Source organism: Mycobacterium ostraviense, assembly GCF_002705925.1.
In the GTDB taxonomy this organism is placed as follows: domain Bacteria; phylum Actinomycetota; class Actinomycetes; order Mycobacteriales; family Mycobacteriaceae; genus Mycobacterium; species Mycobacterium ostraviense.
In genome coordinates, this window is record NZ_NKRE01000001.1 from 4,984,824 (window position 1) to 5,001,210 (window position 16,387).

17 protein-coding genes and 5 pseudogenes are annotated in these 16,387 nt (G+C 62.6%); 4 read left to right on the forward strand and 18 right to left on the reverse strand.

The window, feature by feature from the left end; translation table 11 throughout:
* Nucleotides 1-705: 705 nt before the first annotated feature.
* Nucleotides 706-870, reverse strand: coding sequence for a hypothetical protein (locus tag CDN38_RS31175; RefSeq protein WP_233026997.1), 165 nt, complete (start codon nucleotides 868-870; stop codon nucleotides 706-708).
* A gap of 9 nt (nucleotides 871-879) precedes the next feature.
* Nucleotides 880-1,020: a hypothetical protein gene (locus tag CDN38_RS31180; protein ID WP_233428417.1), complete on the reverse strand. Its 141-nt coding sequence runs from the start codon at nucleotides 1,018-1,020 to the stop codon at nucleotides 880-882.
* Nucleotides 1,021-1,244: 224 nt separating this feature from the next.
* Here CDN38_RS31180 and CDN38_RS23140 point away from each other — a divergent pair, with 224 nt between their 5' ends.
* Nucleotides 1,245-1,757, forward strand: coding sequence for a TIR domain-containing protein (locus tag CDN38_RS23140; RefSeq protein ID WP_075513603.1), 513 nt, complete (start codon nucleotides 1,245-1,247; stop codon nucleotides 1,755-1,757).
* 210 nt (nucleotides 1,758-1,967) lie between these two features.
* Here the strand turns inward: CDN38_RS23140 and CDN38_RS23145 are convergent.
* From CDN38_RS23145 to CDN38_RS23160, 4 genes and pseudogenes are all read right to left on the reverse strand, one after another.
* A pseudogene (locus CDN38_RS23145) lies at nucleotides 1,968-2,192 on the reverse strand (hypothetical protein); the annotation flags it as partial.
* Nucleotides 2,193-2,296: 104 nt separating this feature from the next.
* Entirely contained in the window at nucleotides 2,297-2,554 is a 258-nt protein-coding gene (locus CDN38_RS23150; protein ID WP_099319462.1) for a hypothetical protein, read from the reverse strand.
* A gap of 392 nt (nucleotides 2,555-2,946) precedes the next feature.
* Nucleotides 2,947-3,135 (reverse strand): hypothetical protein, encoded by a 189-nt coding sequence (locus tag CDN38_RS31185; protein WP_233026740.1) that lies wholly within the window; start codon nucleotides 3,133-3,135, stop codon nucleotides 2,947-2,949.
* 37 nt (nucleotides 3,136-3,172) lie between these two features.
* Nucleotides 3,173-3,871: pseudogene (locus CDN38_RS23160) on the reverse strand (creatininase family protein).
* A gap of 411 nt (nucleotides 3,872-4,282) precedes the next feature.
* Between CDN38_RS23160 and CDN38_RS31190 the strand changes: the two are divergent.
* Nucleotides 4,283-4,849 (forward strand): annotated as a pseudogene (locus CDN38_RS31190) (PE family protein); the annotation flags it as partial.
* 376 nt (nucleotides 4,850-5,225) lie between these two features.
* On the opposite strand, the gene CDN38_RS23170 reads toward CDN38_RS31190, so the two are convergent.
* Both CDN38_RS23170 and CDN38_RS23175 read right to left on the reverse strand, forming a co-directional pair.
* Nucleotides 5,226-5,828: a hypothetical protein gene (locus tag CDN38_RS23170; protein WP_075513622.1), complete on the reverse strand. Its 603-nt coding sequence runs from the start codon at nucleotides 5,826-5,828 to the stop codon at nucleotides 5,226-5,228.
* Nucleotides 5,825-6,133, reverse strand: coding sequence for a hypothetical protein (locus CDN38_RS23175; protein WP_233026998.1), 309 nt, complete (start codon nucleotides 6,131-6,133; stop codon nucleotides 5,825-5,827). The genes CDN38_RS23170 and CDN38_RS23175 overlap by 4 nt, the downstream gene beginning before the upstream one ends.
* Before the next feature lie 283 nt (nucleotides 6,134-6,416).
* On the opposite strand from CDN38_RS23175, the gene CDN38_RS23180 reads away from it, so the two are divergent.
* Together CDN38_RS23180 and CDN38_RS23185 are read left to right on the forward strand one after the other, a co-directional pair.
* Entirely contained in the window at nucleotides 6,417-7,001 is a 585-nt protein-coding gene (locus CDN38_RS23180; protein ID WP_082275213.1) for a type IV toxin-antitoxin system AbiEi family antitoxin domain-containing protein, read from the forward strand.
* Nucleotides 6,998-7,879: a nucleotidyl transferase AbiEii/AbiGii toxin family protein gene (locus tag CDN38_RS23185; RefSeq protein WP_075513619.1), complete on the forward strand. Its 882-nt coding sequence runs from the start codon at nucleotides 6,998-7,000 to the stop codon at nucleotides 7,877-7,879. Before CDN38_RS23180 ends, CDN38_RS23185 begins: the two co-directional genes overlap by 4 nt.
* Nucleotides 7,880-8,298: 419 nt before the next feature.
* Here CDN38_RS23185 and CDN38_RS23190 read toward each other — a convergent pair whose 3' ends face one another.
* The 10 genes and pseudogenes from CDN38_RS23190 to CDN38_RS31995 form a co-directional block, all read right to left on the reverse strand.
* Nucleotides 8,299-9,423: a hypothetical protein gene (locus CDN38_RS23190; protein ID WP_075513618.1), complete on the reverse strand. Its 1,125-nt coding sequence runs from the start codon at nucleotides 9,421-9,423 to the stop codon at nucleotides 8,299-8,301.
* A gap of 341 nt (nucleotides 9,424-9,764) precedes the next feature.
* Nucleotides 9,765-10,214, reverse strand: coding sequence for an HIT family protein (locus CDN38_RS23195; protein WP_082277435.1), 450 nt, complete (start codon nucleotides 10,212-10,214; stop codon nucleotides 9,765-9,767).
* Nucleotides 10,211-10,966, reverse strand: a complete 756-nt coding sequence (locus CDN38_RS23200; protein ID WP_099319209.1) for a macro domain-containing protein — start codon at nucleotides 10,964-10,966, stop codon at nucleotides 10,211-10,213. Before CDN38_RS23200 ends, CDN38_RS23195 begins: the two co-directional genes overlap by 4 nt.
* 634 nt (nucleotides 10,967-11,600) lie before the next feature.
* Nucleotides 11,601-11,939 (reverse strand): annotated as a pseudogene (locus CDN38_RS23205) (hypothetical protein); the annotation flags it as partial.
* A 41-nt stretch (nucleotides 11,940-11,980) separates the two neighbouring features.
* Complete coding sequence (locus CDN38_RS23210; protein ID WP_075509581.1) at nucleotides 11,981-12,292, reverse strand: hypothetical protein; 312 nt, start codon at nucleotides 12,290-12,292, stop codon at nucleotides 11,981-11,983.
* A gap of 230 nt (nucleotides 12,293-12,522) precedes the next feature.
* On the reverse strand, nucleotides 12,523-13,086 hold the full coding sequence (locus CDN38_RS23215; RefSeq protein ID WP_075509582.1) for a hypothetical protein: 564 nt from the start codon (nucleotides 13,084-13,086) through the stop codon (nucleotides 12,523-12,525).
* Nucleotides 13,087-13,100: 14 nt separating this feature from the next.
* Nucleotides 13,101-15,011, reverse strand: a complete 1,911-nt coding sequence (locus tag CDN38_RS23220) for a WXG100 family type VII secretion target (protein WP_233026822.1) — start codon at nucleotides 15,009-15,011, stop codon at nucleotides 13,101-13,103.
* Nucleotides 15,008-15,316, reverse strand: coding sequence for a hypothetical protein (locus tag CDN38_RS23225; RefSeq protein ID WP_233026823.1), 309 nt, complete (start codon nucleotides 15,314-15,316; stop codon nucleotides 15,008-15,010). Before CDN38_RS23225 ends, CDN38_RS23220 begins: the two co-directional genes overlap by 4 nt.
* A 385-nt stretch (nucleotides 15,317-15,701) precedes the next feature.
* Nucleotides 15,702-16,031 carry an inositol monophosphatase family protein gene (locus tag CDN38_RS31990; RefSeq protein WP_267888218.1) on the reverse strand — a complete coding sequence of 110 codons (330 nt, stop codon included), beginning with the start codon at nucleotides 16,029-16,031 and terminating at the stop codon, nucleotides 15,702-15,704.
* 61 nt (nucleotides 16,032-16,092) lie between these two features.
* Nucleotides 16,093-16,263, reverse strand: a pseudogene (locus CDN38_RS31995) (inositol monophosphatase family protein); the annotation flags it as partial.
* Nucleotides 16,264-16,387 lie beyond the last annotated feature (124 nt).

Here is a 16,387-nt window from a genome sequence, read left to right on the forward strand (position 1 = left end):
CGTAGGCTCGATTGTCTTGGGTGAGCGTCGTTGTTTGTCGGGACGACGCTGAGGCTGCGCAGAAGGCGGAAGATAGAAGCACAAGTTCGATGGTCATGGGGCGGTAGCTCAGTTGGTTAGAGCCGCGGACTCATAATCGGTGTACCTGCGCGTTTGATGCGTTGGCTGGCGCTGGTCCGTTCGGGAAATACCGGCTTCTAGCTGCGTAGATAGGCCTTGTCGCGTTGGCCGGAGCTGGACGGGTCTGGAAGTGCTGCGGTATCGACTGCGGTATCGGCTGGACAGGCTGATCCGCAGCCCGGCACTATTGCCGTCGGTTCACGGCCGCACCCGCCGAGCCACGGGCTGGTAAGACGCGTAGCGCGGCTGCGTACCGCGACGTGTTTCTTCTTCACGCCGTCGAACCGGTTGTGTGCATGACCACACCACTCCCTCGCTGGCAGGTATTTGCGAGTTCTATTGGCATGGATGTGGAGGTGGAGGTGTCGGGTCGGGGATAGCCCGACTTCCGTTATCGTTGTCGTCAGAAGTGTCGTCAGCTCACGATGCGAAACAGCGACATTCCTACTGCTTCCCTATACTCGGCGATCCTGCGCTGACGCTCGGTTGTGTCACGGGTGGCGAAGCCATCAACGTGGTGACGTCGAAGACGCCCTTTACGCAGCCGATCGGCCAGTCAGACACTGCGGACGAGGTGGCGTTTGATCAAGCGGCGCCGGGGCCGGTGGGATTGTGGCTCTTGGCCCTGGCGTGCGCCCCAAGGAGACCGTTATCGGCGACGCCGATGCCCTTGAGGGCCTCGATCAGCAAAGCGATGATGTCGGATACGACCAGTTTGTCGTATCTCTCCGCCAGCCCGTGGCTGTGCAATTCCCAGCTTTACTTGTGGTCTTCGAGGCGAGGCCACAGCTCCGTGATCAAGGGTGTGAAATCATCGGCCAGTGCAGCTAATTCGGCGCGCAAGCCCGCGTGGTCCTGGGGTTTGGCGGGGGTGTCCGAGTTGTCAGATGACTCGGTCATGCTCAGAGCTACCTGTTTTGTCGCGACGGCGGTTGCCGAGCAATCGGCGGATCCCCGGGTGCGCCCGTTGAACCCGCGATCCTGACGGCACAGCATAGTCAACGGGCTCGACGAAGTCGGAGTCCGCCACACTGGCCAATCACTAGCGTTCGCGTGCCATTTGGAAGATGATGTCTCCGCAGCTCGGGCGTAAAGGACGGCAAGCATCGATAAGGGGATCGGGCGTGAGCTATCGGAACAAGACCTACGTTGCATTCGCGAGCGAGGACATTCACTGCTACCGGCTCATGGAAGCTTGGCGTGACAATGACCATATCGACTTCGATTTTTTCGATGCTCACGATCTCTTCATCTCGCGCGATACAAGCTCGCCGGAGACGATCAAACGCAACCTGCGTGAGCGCATGAAGAACGCTAAGCAAATAGTCCTGCTAGGCACCGCAGCGGGCCGGCGGAAGGGGAGCGACGGTCGCTCGTTCCTCGCGCACGAAATTAAGGTCGCGATCGAGTTCAATCTTCCAATCGTGATTGTAAATCTTGACGGTAAGCGGATAGTTGATACGTCGGTCATCCCCCAACCGCTGCTCGACGCAGGGTATTACACAGTCTCTGTGTCATTTCAGCCCGGCATCATCAGGTTTGCGCAGGACAACTACTCATCTGTCTACGCAGCCAACACTCACAAAGTCGGACCGCACTACTACGAGCCGAATATCTACGCGAACCTCGGCCTATGAACAAGGCTCTAATACTGCAGCCGTAGATCGGGATCATTGATACTGGGCGTGTCTGCGCTGCTCAGAGCGGTGACCGCGGCATTGTTCAGAGTTTGTGAAGACAACCGAATACCGGACAGCCCCCTCACGGAACTCCCGGTCGTACTTCATCCGCTTCTCTGGCATCGTGCTCCTCATTGTCGATGCCTCTACGGTTTGGGGGGAACCTCACACCGCCTGGTCAGCCAAACGCCGACATAGCCGCTCCACTGCGTCGACCGGCTGGTTTTCGTAGTCGATATCACCGCGCGCATCCAACGTGTCCGTCGCGGAAGCGACCGGTACCTCGTTCTCTAGCAGCAGCACCGCGAGCTGACGCTTGTCCACCAGCACCACCCACCGCATCTGTGCAGGCAGTTTGGGGAGCGTCGTTTCGTCCCTGGCTGCGTACGTCATGTGCGTTCCTGCCTAAGTTCCTTCAGTCCCACGCGGATACCAGCCCGGCCGCGCTCCCGATGCCCGTTACGCGCCTGGTGCTGGCAACAGTTGGTGTCAAGCGATTACCGGTATATCGGCCAGGTCTCTAAATATGCGTCAATTGCTCGTTCGATTTTCAACCCATAATCATTCGGAACCCAATCAGGTCCAAAGTTCTTCATCAAGGCGTCGGAAAGCACGTCGATAACAGCGTCGCTCTGTTCGTTGGTCGGCTTCTCTGTGCGCCGAAGTTCGTCGAAGAGAGCGGGATTACGATTCTCTAATTCTTGCGCGATCACGGGACGGTGCTCCGGTGAAATAGCATCGAGAACGTTGCTCACGGATTTCTCCATCCAGCCCGGCCGGCTGTTCGCCCAGGCGGTTACCACTTGGCCATCTTTGTTTAGGACCACTGTTGCGTCTTTCCCAACGTACACGTAAGCGCCTCTACCAAGCTCGTCCACTTTAAACTGGGGCGGCCCAACAGGATTCGCAACAGCATCTTGCATTGCCTTGTCGCTGACGCCATGACCGCCGTCGCGTCCGGCGATCCTTCCTGCTCCATGATCGGTGATTCCGTTGATTCTGTTAGGCGGTGGGAATGGCGGTGTTTCCTGTGCTGGAGGGACTGGCTCTTGGCTTGAAGGCGTACCCGGTTGGTTTGGTGGGGGCTCGGAACCGGGTGTACCCGGCTGCGTGGTGGCCGGGGCGGGTTCGCCTTCTATGGGTATGCCTAATTTAAGTCGTTTAAGCGTGCCCGGATTGCGGTTTGGCGTTCGAGGAGAGGACCGCGCGAGGCAATGCAGGCGTTGTATTGGGCCGGCGGCAGCGGCCCGACGTTTTCGACGCCGCATCGGGCGTTCCACGCCCGTATCTCAGCGTTAACTTTGGCCCATTCTGCGATCGCCTGCTCGGCGCTCATGTCTTTAGGGTCGACCGGCATGGGTGGCGGGGTCGGGTCACGCGCCAGCGGACGGTAGCCGCCCCGCCGGATATGCACGGGTTACTGCCTGGTGAGGAGTTTCGATCAGGGTGGCGGCGTTGGCGCCGAGGTGGTCGAGGGCTTGTTTGCCCTTGATTTCGGTGGCCTGCGACGGGGAGCCGATGACGCCAGTGGGCGTGTAGGCGTGGATGCCGAGGCTCGTTAGGTAGCGGCGGTCGTTGGCGGCGTGGTCACTGGTCTCCCATCCCTCGCGCAGGCAGTCAGGGTAGCTGGCGAGCAGGATGGAGGTTTCCAGTTAACCGGCGTGCATGTCGTCGTGGTTGCTGCTATGGATTCCTGCAGCGGTGCGGGCCTCGGCCCAGTCTTCACGGCTGGGGTAGAGCCCCACCTTGGTCAGGGCCTGCGGGTGGTTGGCTTGCTGGACGACGTTGGTCAGTACCGCGTTTCCGCCGTGGCCGTTGACGACGATCAGCCCGGCGATGTACTGGCGTGCCAACGATTCGATGATGTCAGCGACGATCGCGGCCAGCGTGGTGGCGCTGATGCTGATCGTGCCGGGGTAGGCGGCGTGTTCGCGGGAGCAGCCGAACGCGACCGGCGGAAGCTGAAACACGTTGTGGTGCTGGCTGATTGATGAGGCGATAGCGCTGGCGATAAGGGTGTCGGTGCCCAGCGGCAGGTATGAGCTGGTCCAAATCCGCAGACGATGCACCACGGAGCTGGAACATGCTTTCGATTATGCCGTTGGGGTGCGACGAATTCTCGGGTCCGCGGCCTCACTGTGGATGAACTTCCGACTGTGGATAATTCCTTTGCGCCGAGTAGCGACGCTGCGAGTTGCGCTTGCCTGCGAGCTGCGTGCCGCGGCCTTCGGAAGCGGGTACCTCCCAGCTGCAGCCACGCACACCGGGCATGTTTGCTGGTTTCGGCAGTACCGGTGTGCTGGCCGGTGACCACCGTGCGGCCCTTCGACGGACGTTGACCACAGCATCTGGCGGCACCGCCAACCGCGACTCGCCTTGCCTCAAAAGCCCTCGAGGTGTTCGCTGCGGGGATAGGATCTGTTGCTGCAGAGTGCTCGATGGTCCCTGGCAACCGTTGCGTTGTTCTTGTCGGGAGGTTGCACATGTCGTTTGTTGTGGCAGTACCGGAATGGGTGGCGACGGCGGCGTCGGATGTGGCGGGGATCGGCTCAGCGCTCACGGCTGCCAATGCGGCTGCAACGCTACCGACGACGGCGATAGTTGCGGCTGCAGAGGATGAGGTGTCGGCCGCGATAGCCGCCGTGTTCGGATCGCACGCGCAGGGCTATCAGGCCCTCAGCGCGCAGATGTCGGCGTTCCATGACCAGTTCGTGGCAGCGTTGACGGCGGGTGCGGGCGCGTATGCGGCCACCGAGGCGGCTAGCACGTCACCCTTGGGACAGTTGCTGGGATTGATCAATGCGCCCACCCAGGCGCTGCTCGGGCGCCCGCTGATCGGCAACGGCACCAACGGCGCCGACGGCACCGGGACTCCCGGTGGGCCGGGCGGGCTGTTGCTCGGTAACGGCGGTAACGGCGGTTCCGGCGCGCCGGGTCAGATCGGTGGTGCTGGCGGGGATGCGGGGTTGTTCGGTAACGGCGGGATCGGCGGGGCAGGTGGGGTCGGGGTAGCCGGCTCGGGCGCAGCCGGTGGCCAAGGTGGTCGGGGTTTTTTTTTAGATGTGTATAAGAGACAGGGTTGGACGTGTGCCAGCGGCGTTGCCGCGGCCGCCGCGCCCTGGACAGCCTGGGCGCTCAGGGTGGCGGGCGTCGCGAGTGCGTTGGCGGCCGTGCCGACCGGGGCCGCCAGTGCGTCGATCCCGGCGCTGAGCCGGGCTGCGTTGGCGGCCAGCCAGCCACCGCCGGTGCCGGCCCCGCCCCCGAATGCGGGTAGAGAAGCGGGAGGTGGCGGCAGCGGCACCGCCCGCGCCCCGATGCCCGGTATGGCGCCCACTGCTGTTGGTGGTGGCAACGACGATGCTGCCGCCGCTGCTGCCGAGGGTGAGATATGCCTTAGCAGCGGACCGGCACCGGACAAGGCATCGATCACCGACTGCGCTGACCGGCTGGCGGTGATGGGGGCACCGCCGCGTTCGGCGCGGGGCTGGTGATTGCCGCGGCTTGTTGGATGTGGCCGCGCAGCGCGCCCTGTCCGCCCAGCTCACCAGCGCAGCGCACCACCTCGGTGGCCGTCTGCACCTCCTGCCCGGTGAAACGGGTCACCTGGCTTCTCAGGTCGACGGCGATCGCGTGGGCGGTGGGCTGTCGCGCATACCATCCCATCGAGCCCGGCGCATACATCGCGTCGGTGACCGACCAGTCCTCGCCCACCGCGAACCCCGATTGGTGCGCCTGCCCGACCGTGGCTAGGATGGAGCGCTGGTAGTGATGCAGCACGCTGGCACCGACCTCGGCGCTCGCCGCAGTGGCATCCAGCAGCTCGGCCTCGTCGTCGGCGGCCCAGGCGTGGCGGGCCATCGCCGCTTTCATCGCCTCATCGCCCTGGCCTTGCCAGTCCAGCGAGTCGGCCTGGCTCTTGATTGTGCCCACCACCGAGCGGCGGCGCGCCGCCAGGTCACGCCAGTGGGCGGCATGGTCGGTCAGATGCGACACGTCGTAGGCGCGCAACGCCGACTGGGTGGGGATCACGTGTTACGGACTGTCCCGGTGATCGTGGCGGCGACGTTTTTCAGCAAGTCCGCGGCATCCGAGTCGGTGGCTTCATAGCCGGTGGCCGCGACCTGGGTCATCCCTGCGGTGGCAGCGATCTGGGTGTGCAGGTCGGCGGTGGCGACCTGGGCTGCGCCGGTCACACCTGCGGCGGCGAGCATCGTGGGCCAGGGTGCGGGCGGTTGCAACGACGGCAGTGCGGCGTGAAGTTCGGAAACCTCCATATGCCAGCCGGAGCTAGCTGCGCGCAATCCGTCGGGGTTGACGTGCACTTCATCACCCATGCATGGCATCGTAAGCCACGCCCCGCACCGTGGCGCGACGGCTTGACCGCAGCGTTCCCGGCAAGTCCGACGGCCTTGGGCGCGCGTGCTGGAGCCTCGCAAGCCCAGGGGGCACCCCTAAGAACTTGTCACGAAGCTGACCCTACTTTGCAGGGCCGACAGTGAGAGGGATTGTCACGCTGCCGATTGGCCAGTCACGACGAACATTGATTCTTGGCCAGTCAAATCACCAGCCGCCGCAGTATTGTGTGCTTAATCGTATCTATTTGATACGATTAAGCACATGACTATCTGGGATCGGCTTGTTGAACTTGCCGCCGAGCAACATGGCTACGTCACGACTCGTGACGCGCGGGATATCGGTGTGGACCCCGTGCAGCTCCGTCTTCTGGCCGCACGCGGGCGTCTTGAGCGTGCTGGTCGTGGTGTGTACCGGGTGCCCGTCTTGCCGCGCGGTGAGCACGACGATCTCGCAGCAGCGGTCTCGTGGACTTTGGGCCGTGGTGTCATCTCGCATGAGTCGGCCTTGGGGCTTCACGCCCTCTCGGATGTCAACCCTTCGCGGATCCATCTCACGGTCCCACGCGAGAACCATCCGCGCGCAGCGGGGGGCGAGTTGTACCGACTTCACCGCCGCGACCTCCAGGCAACCGACATCACCTTGGTCGACGGCATACCCGTCACGACGGCTGTGCGCACCATCAGAGACTGCCTGAAGGCGGGCACTGATCCTTATCAGCTTCGGGTGGCGATCGAGCGAGCCGAAGCCGAGGGCACGCTACGTCGTGCGCCGGCAGCTGAGCTACGCGCTGCGCTCGATCAACCCGCCGCCGGAGTACGCGCTCGGACGAAGCGAGCATCGGCGTGACCAAGCCCTATTCTTCGCCGCCGACGAACTTGCGCTCGCTGCGAGATCGACTCACCCAGGCAGCGCAGCGGCAAGGTGTCGTGTTCGGTCGACTACAGCGGCACATCGCGATGATCGTCGTCGCACAGTTCGCAGCCATGCTCACCGACGACAGCGGTGCTCCGCTGCTCTTGGTTAAAGGCGGATCGTCGCTGGAATTGCGCCGAGGGATCCCCGATTCACGGACCTCCAAAGACTTCGACACGGTCGCACGCCGCGACATCGCAACGGTCCATGAGCAGCTGGCCGATGCGGGGGAGACTGGGTGGGAGGGGTTCACAGCTACCTTCACCGTTCCCGAAGAGATCGACGTCCCGGGCATGCCGGTCAAGCCTCGCCGATTCACCGCCAAGCTGAGTTACCGTGGCCAGCCTTTCGTATCTGTTCCCATCGAGGTCTCCAACGTCGAAGCCGGCAATGCCGACCAGTTCGACACTCTTACCTCGGATGCTCTCGGCCTTGTCGGCGTTCCCGCAGCGGTCGCGGTGCCGTGTATGACCATTCCCTGGCAGATCGCGCAGAAGCTCCACGCGGTGACCGCCGTGCTCGAAGCGCCGAGAGTGAACGATCGCGCTCACGACTTGGTGGACTTGCAGCTTCTCGAAGGACTGCTGCCCGATAGCGATCTCTTGCCAACGCGCAGCGCGTGCATCGCGGTATTTGAAGCACGCGCTCAGCATCCGTGGCCACCCCAAGTCACCGCGCTGCCGCATTGGCCGCCAATCTACTCGGGGGCATTGGAGGGGCTGGATCACCTTGAACTTGCCGCCACAGTTGAGGAGGCAGTCAAGGCGGTGCGACGATTTGTCGAGCGGATAGATGTGGCGACAGAAACGTAATAGTCCAGCAAAAGTTGCCTGACCGCCACCCTTACCTGAAACCGAACCAGCCTAGGCGTCTGTCCACGCTCAGTCAGGCGCTCTGCCAATTGGGCTATACCCCGACACGCGGCGAACCGCGCAGAGCGCGAACTTTGCGCGATGCGTCCGAAGCCGTGGAACGTTTGCGGCATGCGCGACGAGCCGAAGTTAGCTACCGCGCGGCGCTGGCGTGGCGACTTCGAGATACGCTTGGCGCCGTCGTCGTTGTCACCTTGGATACTCCGACGCAGGCTTGCGGACGTCATATCCGTCGCTTCGATTCGCGCGCTGATTGTCGATTATTTGGTTGAGAGTCGGCCAACTAAAGGCCGCCAAACGGCGAGCCGAGCGAGACATGGGTGGCGGAAAGCCCCCAACGAGTCGGAGAATGCTGAAAGTCATTCTCCCGCTATAGTATTACCTGCAATCCAATCGGAGAGTGCCTCGTTAAGGGCGTCGCTTTTGGACTCTCGCACTTGACCCGCAAGCTGTTCGAATTCCCTAATGACGGGTATGCTGGCGCGTATCGACACCCTGTCAGTGCCACTGGTTCGGGGGCTCGGCTTCTGACGTAGTTCTTCGATGGGAAATGCGGCGAGTAATTCGACGTAATTCTGCGGCGTCGGAATCATCAAGTCACCCCGCGAAAACCACTTCAGGCGCCTGCAGTGCACTGATCCGCTGCATACGCCTCGGTTGTGTACGTAGTCTTGCCGCATGCGATTCAGATCCCCGAAGTAATCAATCTGGAAGTCATAGGGACTGCACCCATGAGCGATTGCTAGCTCTCGGCGGTAATGTTCCTCCCAGTCGGTGTAGAAGTCGACAATCGCCTGTGCCGCAAATTGTTTGGCGACTGCGGGCGGAGATTCCGGCAGAGATTCGACGCTAGGGTCGCTCGGCGGGTCGTCGCGGTTGGCAAAGTACTTGAACCCTACAAGGCTGAGCGTCGTCGGAGACTCCTTGTCTACGAAGGTGTTTGTGGCTACGTCATAGCATTTGAGAGGTGCGATTGTCGATTTTGCGAAGCTCCGCGCGTGCCGAATAAACTCCTCCGCTATCAGCCGAATCGAGCCCTTCTGACCCACGCAGGAAACTAGCAGCGTCGTCCTAAGTGACGACAGAATGTCGGCGATGATCGTGTCTACCGTGGGCTCGCTCATTGACTCAACGTCGACCGAAAGACGGGCAGCATGGACGACGGCCGAAAGGTTATCCCATTGCGGCAATATCTCCTCATGCGGGCTGAGGGCAGTAATGGCGTCCGCGACCGGTTGTAGCGCTGCCAGCAAAGCGGGGTCGGTCGGATGGTCGGTCGACCACAGAGCGTGAAATGGAGCTGTCACGAAGCGGGTGATGTACCCGTAGAAGAAGCCGTAGAGGGGACCGCCGGGGCGGACGAGTTCCTGCGCTTGCGGATTGCTAAGTTGCTGTCGCAGCTGCTGGCCGCTGGGCATCGCACCGAACTGCTCCATGTCATCCAGCGCGCTTTGCCATCGTAGAAGCGATTCACGCGTGGCCATGGCTCGAAGCGTACGTCGGAAACGTTCGATGCAACGCCCAGCAGTTGGTGTCTGGAGTGGTCCGACCTATCGGAAGTACCAACGCGACGCGGCGAGCATCGCCGGCCTCAAGCCCCTGGCCGAAGTAGCTGCAAGATCGCGATGCCACTCCGTCGTCACAAATCACACGATCCACGGAGGTGCCGTGCCGCACTCAAACGGCGCAGTTCGTCGGGCTTTTCGGGGCCCGTTGCGCCACTAAAACTAAAGCGAACAAGGACGTTGCCGCACGCACGATATTTCCAATCGCGCTTCGCAGTCATGAATCTCATGATTCGAGCCGCTGACCGCTGATATCCGCGTCAAGCCAAGTGGAGATGAGGAGTGATGATGCGGGCGATTGCGTCGGTGTGTTCCAACGGCTCTTCCGGGACCCTTCCCCAATCGGTCCCACCTTCTGGCAGAGTTCCCGCCACATGGAAGTGGACGTGCGCGATGGTCTGGTGCGCCGGGATTCCGTTGTTTTGCCAAACGGCAATTCCCGGCCTCGCATAGGCTTCGTTGACTGCTTGGGCCGCGGCGCGCACACCTACAGCCACCGCGGCAATTTCACTGTCGGAAAGATCCAAAATCGTTTCTCGATGTGCCACCGGGACGACCAGAAGGTGCGGAAGCCCACGTTGTTCGCGCGTGACGAGCACGGCGATCTGACGGGTGCGGGCAGCTACCGTGAACGGTCGTCGGCCGGAAAGGTAGTCGCAGAACGCGCATGCCGGGTTCTCGGGTACGTCTAGCGCTGATTCGTCGCTCATGACGGTTTTAGCGATGTCAGAAAAGCTTGCAACTCAAGCCGGTCAAGCTTTTCGTAGTCTTCGGGGCGAAGGACTAAGCGTAATTCGTCGCACACCGTGTTCTTCCGGGCTGCAAACATGAACGACAGGATTATGAAGCGCAGCGAATCCTGTGTCGGAACGATGTTCGACATGCGTGAGAGCCCGCCACCGATCACGGGCATGCAGACTGCTCGGTTATTGGATGAACGACCGATGGCCTCCCACAGCCGGTTTAAGCTGTTCCAAAGCCCGTCGGGGGTACCCCGCGCGTTGTTGTTTTCGTCCATGTATGTGAGCGCGACAAAGTAGAGTTTGCGCCTCGTTTGGTCGACGATTGCGACGGTTCCGACAGGGTAGCGAAGCGTCTTACCCTTCTTGTTGACAGTCCCGATTGGCTGGATGCCGTTTAATGCGGCAGTCAAGTCCTCATCGAGCTTGGCAGTGTTGTTGTTGTAAATTCGATCCAGCGCCTGGCCTTGTAGGCTCTTACGCTCGATGATGTCCGGCGTCGCTGTATCGAACGTGTCGCAAATCGTGATCACCAGATGTTCGGCTTCGTTGTCGAAGAGGTCGCCCTTGACGACTCGGATACGCGTATTGGGTGTCTGGTAGGTCTCCTCGATGGGGCGCGGCCACGGCCGCCAACCGGCCAACGGCACACCAAGCAGCCACATCCAGAGGGCGAGCGGCGCCCACCAGCCGTGCTTGGCAACGTGGAATGCCCAGTCCAACAGTTGACCGGAAGCCGCTGCCAGCCCGATCCATGCCAGAAGTACTGTGGTAGCATGCCCGAGAAATCGTTTGTTCAGCAGATCTTTGCTTAGTACTGCAGCCGTAGATCGGGATCATTGCTTCTGCCTTCGTCGGTAGTGGGAAAGGCGTGCTCGGTATTGGTGTCGTCGGCGCCATCGTGACCAGGCGCACGATCGGGATGGTCAGCCCCATCAACTACGAGAACGCTGCGGCCACCAACCGGGAAGCCGCATAGAGGAAACCTCCACGATTTGGGGGGAACCACAAACAGGCACTAAGATGCCGCCGTATCGAGTTTGCAGTGACGGCTTGAGCCCCAGTCCCGCGCCGATCTGCGCACTGCGCGTCAGGCCTGGCCCGGGATGGCCAATCGCCCAGACACGACACTGGCGAAGCCTTACGAGGAATCACACCATCCATCGGCGAGGTGATCAACGCGAGCGGCTCCGGGCGCGCCCGTCAGACAGTGATAGCTGCCCGGGAAATACGGCTGAATGAAGTCCCGCCGGTTGTCAATTGAACCCCGGCGGTAGGCGAATCCGCTGTCTTCGTTTGACAGCAAGGGCCGTATTCTGCTGTCCGGCACGCGTTTCGGTGCACCAGCGCTCTTGGTCAAAATGGTGGTGGCTTGTTGCGTTCGGCCACGTGGGCATCGTTGAGGGCCCGTTCGGATTTGATGCGGCGGGCGACCTCGGCGGCTCGGGTGCGTTGCCGGTGGGGCATCATCACGCCGCGGTCACCGATAGTAGTTGCGGGGGTTGGTGTTGGGGGCAAGTCGCTGGTGGTGGTGTTCCAGGCGGGAAAGAAGATCCAGCTGCCGGGGCGGGTGGTGTAGGTCCCTCCGTTGGGCGCGGTCCAGATCACGGTGCCGTCGGGCAGCTGCTCATCCTTCCAGGCCGTCCAGAACGTTTTCAACAGGTGGTGTTTTCGACACGCACACTTAAGGTTAGTTGCAAATCCGTAAGCTACCCCCACAGGTGGGGCATTAATGCTCACCGGTTCCACTCCACTAGCTTCATCCGCACGTCGACACCTGGTCCGAGCTTTTGCTTGAGACCCTGCATAAAACCCCACTGACGCACCGCCTGGTCAGCCAAACGCCGACATAGCCGCTCCACTGCGTCGACCGGCTGGTTTTCGTAGTCGATATCACCGCGCGCATCCAACGTGTCTGTCGCGGAAGCGACCGGTACCTCGTTCTCTAGCAGCAGCACCGCGAGCTGACGCTTGTCCACCAGCACCACCCACCGCATCTGTGCAGGCAGTTTGGGGAGCGTCGTCTCGTCACTTGCTGCGTACGTCATGTGCGTTCCTGCCTAAGTTCCTTCAGTCCTACGCGGATACCACCGCCGGACGATGACCTCTGCGGACAGCGTTGCCTCATAGCCGATTCCCCGCAGTGCAGCACTTCCCTGACGCCTCCCCTATTGCTGGCCCACGTGGGCGGCGCCGAACCCGCAACGCTTCATGATATGGGCCATTGAGGACTGCCAATTTGTTGCGCAACTCTCGGATATTTCGCACCTTGGCGAGCTCACTCCCAGACCATCGAAGCTTGCAAGAATAGGCCCCAAAGGAATTCCGCCCCATAGCGGTCTTCGTTCCACAAGAACTCATAAGCTTCCTCCGCGGGAAGGATGTCGTCGAATAGCGGCCTTTTGGTACGTCGAATAGCCGGACCGAAACGCTCATCAAATTCGGGAATGTCGCAACTCCAAGCTGCCAGCTGGGCCGGAGATTCGACATCGAGCGATGTGTGCTCGGTGTGCGTGTAACCCGCTGACTCAAGTAGTCCGTTCGCGTCAGCGTAGGCGTTGAATTTGAAGCCGGGCCACAACGCGCTGTTGTACTTCAGTGATGTGGCGTCCTCGTCAAGAACTCCTAACAGTGTCTTCATGTCTCGAAATCGCGATGTCGCTTCGCTGAGGGCGTCTGCTACCCGATCGTGAATACGTACTGCCTCGTCCAAAGATAGCCCTGCCTTGGCCAGCTTGGCATCTAATAGGCCCCGGGTATCTTTTAAAGACAGTCGCGGCTTCATGGTCATCAGGAGATAAACCTCGAAGTTGACTACTGCTGCATACAAAGTTACATTCATCGCCTACTACTCCACTACTTCGGCAAAAACTGATAGAGATCGCCGCGAAATACAGAAAGCGTTCCGTCCGGGGCTACCATGATAGCTTCCCCGAACTTCAGGTTAGCGGGTAGCACCAGCTTTGCTCCATTAGGCCCGTTGACAATACCCCCAGTTTGACCCCACGCCGCTTTCGCCGCGGCGTCTGCCGCCTCGGCGGCCTGTTGCTGATTGCCGATGTGCAATTGATTAAGCCTATCGACCAAGGAATTTAGTCTTGAGCCCTTAGGGACGTGTTCCATGACATCTTTACCGATTTGCGTGGCCTGATCGGTAATGCTCGGGCTTGAAGGCGTACCCGGTTGGTTTGGCGGGGGCTCGGAACCGGTTGTACCCGGCTGCGTGGGGCCTGGGGCGGGTTCGCCTTCTATGGGTATGCCTAAGTCGTTTAAGCGTGCCCGGATTGCGGTTTGGCGTTCGAGGAGAGGACCGCGCGAGGCAATGCAGGCGTTGTATTGGGCCGGCGGCAGCGGGCCGACGTTTTCGAGGCCGCATCGGGCGTTCCACGCTCGTATCTCAGCGTTAACTTGGGCCCATTCTGCGAGCGCTTGCTCGGCGCTCATGTCTTTAGGGTCGACCGGCATGGGTGGGGGGGTCGGGTCACGCGGTAGGGGGAAAGATGGTGTCGCCGGGGCCGATACGAGCCCTGGCGGGCCGAAGCCCAGCATTTGGACAGCGCTGTTGCCAGTCCCGGGTGTTGTATCAGACGGCGCGGTCCTGGCGGGACCGGGGTCGAGTGTGACGGGCGCGGGGGTGGGGGGCGATGACTGCGCGGCCGGGGATTGGCGCGCGTGCGGGGATTGCGCCTGCGGGGGATCGGTGCAGGGCAGGTGTTGCGGTGCGTGCTCGTGCCGCACTTGGCCGGGATCGGCAAACTGCGTCGCTGGGGGTTCGGCGGTCGGCGGCGACGGGTGGGGTTGGACGTGTGCTAGCGGGGTTGCCGCGGCGACCGCGGCAGCAGCGGCCGGTGCGCTGATCGCGGTGGCGGCCGTCGAGACCGCGCCCGTGCTGACCGGGGCTGCCATGGTGGCGATCCCCGAACTCAGCCGGGCAGCCAGCGAGGACAGCCAGCCGCCGCCGGTGCCAGGCGCGGCCCCGCCACCGACGCTGCCTCCGAAGGCGGGCAGGGGGCCGGCACCTGGCGGCAGCGGCACCGGCGGCGCGATGCCCGCTAGCGCGCCGGCCGCTGGTGGGGCTTGCCACGTTGGTGCTGCTGCTGAGGCCGCGGCCTGTGGTGATACGTGCCGTATCAGCGGGCTAGCGCCGGTCAAGGCATCGAGCAGCGATGATGCTGAGGGGGCTGGCGGTGATGGCGGCACCGTCGGATTCGGCGTGTGGGTGGTGGTGATGGCGGCGACGGCCTGGATGTGGACGCGCACCGCGCTTTCGCCGCCCAGCTCACCGGCGGAGCGCGCCACGTCGGTGGCGGTCTGCACTTCCTGGCCGGTGAAACGGGTCACCCGGACGCGCAGATCGGCGGAGATGGCCTGGGCGGTGGGCTGCCGGGCGTACCAGCCGATCGAGCCCGGCGCATACATCGCGTCGGTGGCCGTCCAGCCCTCGGCGACCGCGAACCCTGACTGGTTGGCCTGCTTGACGGCGGCGAAGATGGAGTGCTGTTGCCGGTGCAGCACGGCGGCCCCGTCCTCGGCGGTGGCCGCTGCAGTATCCAGCAGCTCGGCTTGCCGTTCGGCGGTGGTGGCGTGGCGGGCCATCGCGGCTTTCATCGCTTCATCGCCTTGACCCTGCCAGTCCAGCGAGTCGGCCTGGCTCTTGATTGTGCCCACCACCGAGCGGCGCCGCGCCGCCAGGTCGTGCCAGTGCGCGGCATTCTCGGTCAGATGCGACACCGTGTAGGCGCGCAACGCCGACTGGGTGGGGATCACGCGCTACGGGCTGTTCCGGTGCTCGTGGTGACCACGTTTTTCAGCATGTCCGCGGCATCTGAGTCAGTGACCTCATAACCGGTCGCCGCGACCTGGGTCATCCCGGCGGTGGTGGCGATATTAGTGTGCAGGTCGGCAGTGGCGACCTGGGCCGCGCCGGTCACCCCGGCGGCGGCGAGCACCGAGGGCCACCCGCCAGACGGTTCCAGTGCTGGTGGCGCGGCGTGCAGATCGAAAGCCTCCATGTGCCAACGGGTGCTGGTCACCCGCAACTGGGCTGGATCGACGCGAAGGTTGTCGCCCATGCGGAGATTGTAGCGGTGATGCTCACCGGGCGAGAACGTGTGGGACGAAACCACCGGGCGACATCAGGGATACCCCGGCGCATGAGCCCGACCTCCTTGATACCAGTAAAGAAAGTTCTCACAAGCCGGGTCGCCGATGGTGCGTGCTGTCGGGTTACCGGTGTGTGCCAGCGGTGACGATTCAGTGGCCTCGCGTGCGGACATGAGGTACGTGCTCGCGCCGAGCCACCGCGATCGCAGTTCGTTCTAGCGTTTGGGTCGGTGGTTGTCGTCGTGGCGGGCGGCGGACGTAGGGCGTAGTGAAGCGACCGGCGCGGACGGGAGCGGCAGCGGACGGACGCGAAGGGAGCGAAGCGCAGCTCGGAGGTAGCCGCCCGCATGGAGGTCAGCCGGGTTGGCCGATGAGCTGCGTGAGCAGTGCTGCGATGGCGGGGGTCGCGGCGAGTGTGCTTGCCGCGGTGGCTGTGTGCGGGTTGCCGCTGAGGTCGCTAACGGTGGCGCCGGCTTCGCGTACCAGGAGTACGCCTGCAGCGGTGTCCCAGGGTTTGTTGCCGTCGATGATGGCGGCGTCGGTCAGTCCCGCGGCGACGAAGGCGAGGTCGATGCTGGCGGCTCCGAACATACGGATGCGCTCGACTGATGAGATCAGGGCTGTCGTGATGTGCGATTCGCTGCCGATTTTTGGTGACTGCGTCTTGCCCGGTGGCGTAGTCACCGATGCTGACGATGGCGTGGCGCAGATCGGGGGTGTCGCGTGCCCGGATGGGTTGGTTGTTGCAGAACGCACCCCCGCCGCGGGTCGCGTGGTAGGTCGAGTCGAGTGCCGGGATGTGGGTGATCGCGACAATGGGTGTGCCGAAGTGGGCTAGTGCCAGCGAGATTGCATGCAGCGGGATGCCGTGTATGTAGTTGCTGGTGCCGTCGATGGGGTCAAGTACCCACGCCAGCGGGGCGGCGGCGAACTCGGCCGAGCTGTGGTTCCCCCCAAATCGTGGAGGTTTCCTCTATGCGGCTTCCCGGTTGGTGGCCGCAGCGTTCTCGTAGTTGATGGGGCTGACCATCCCGATCGTG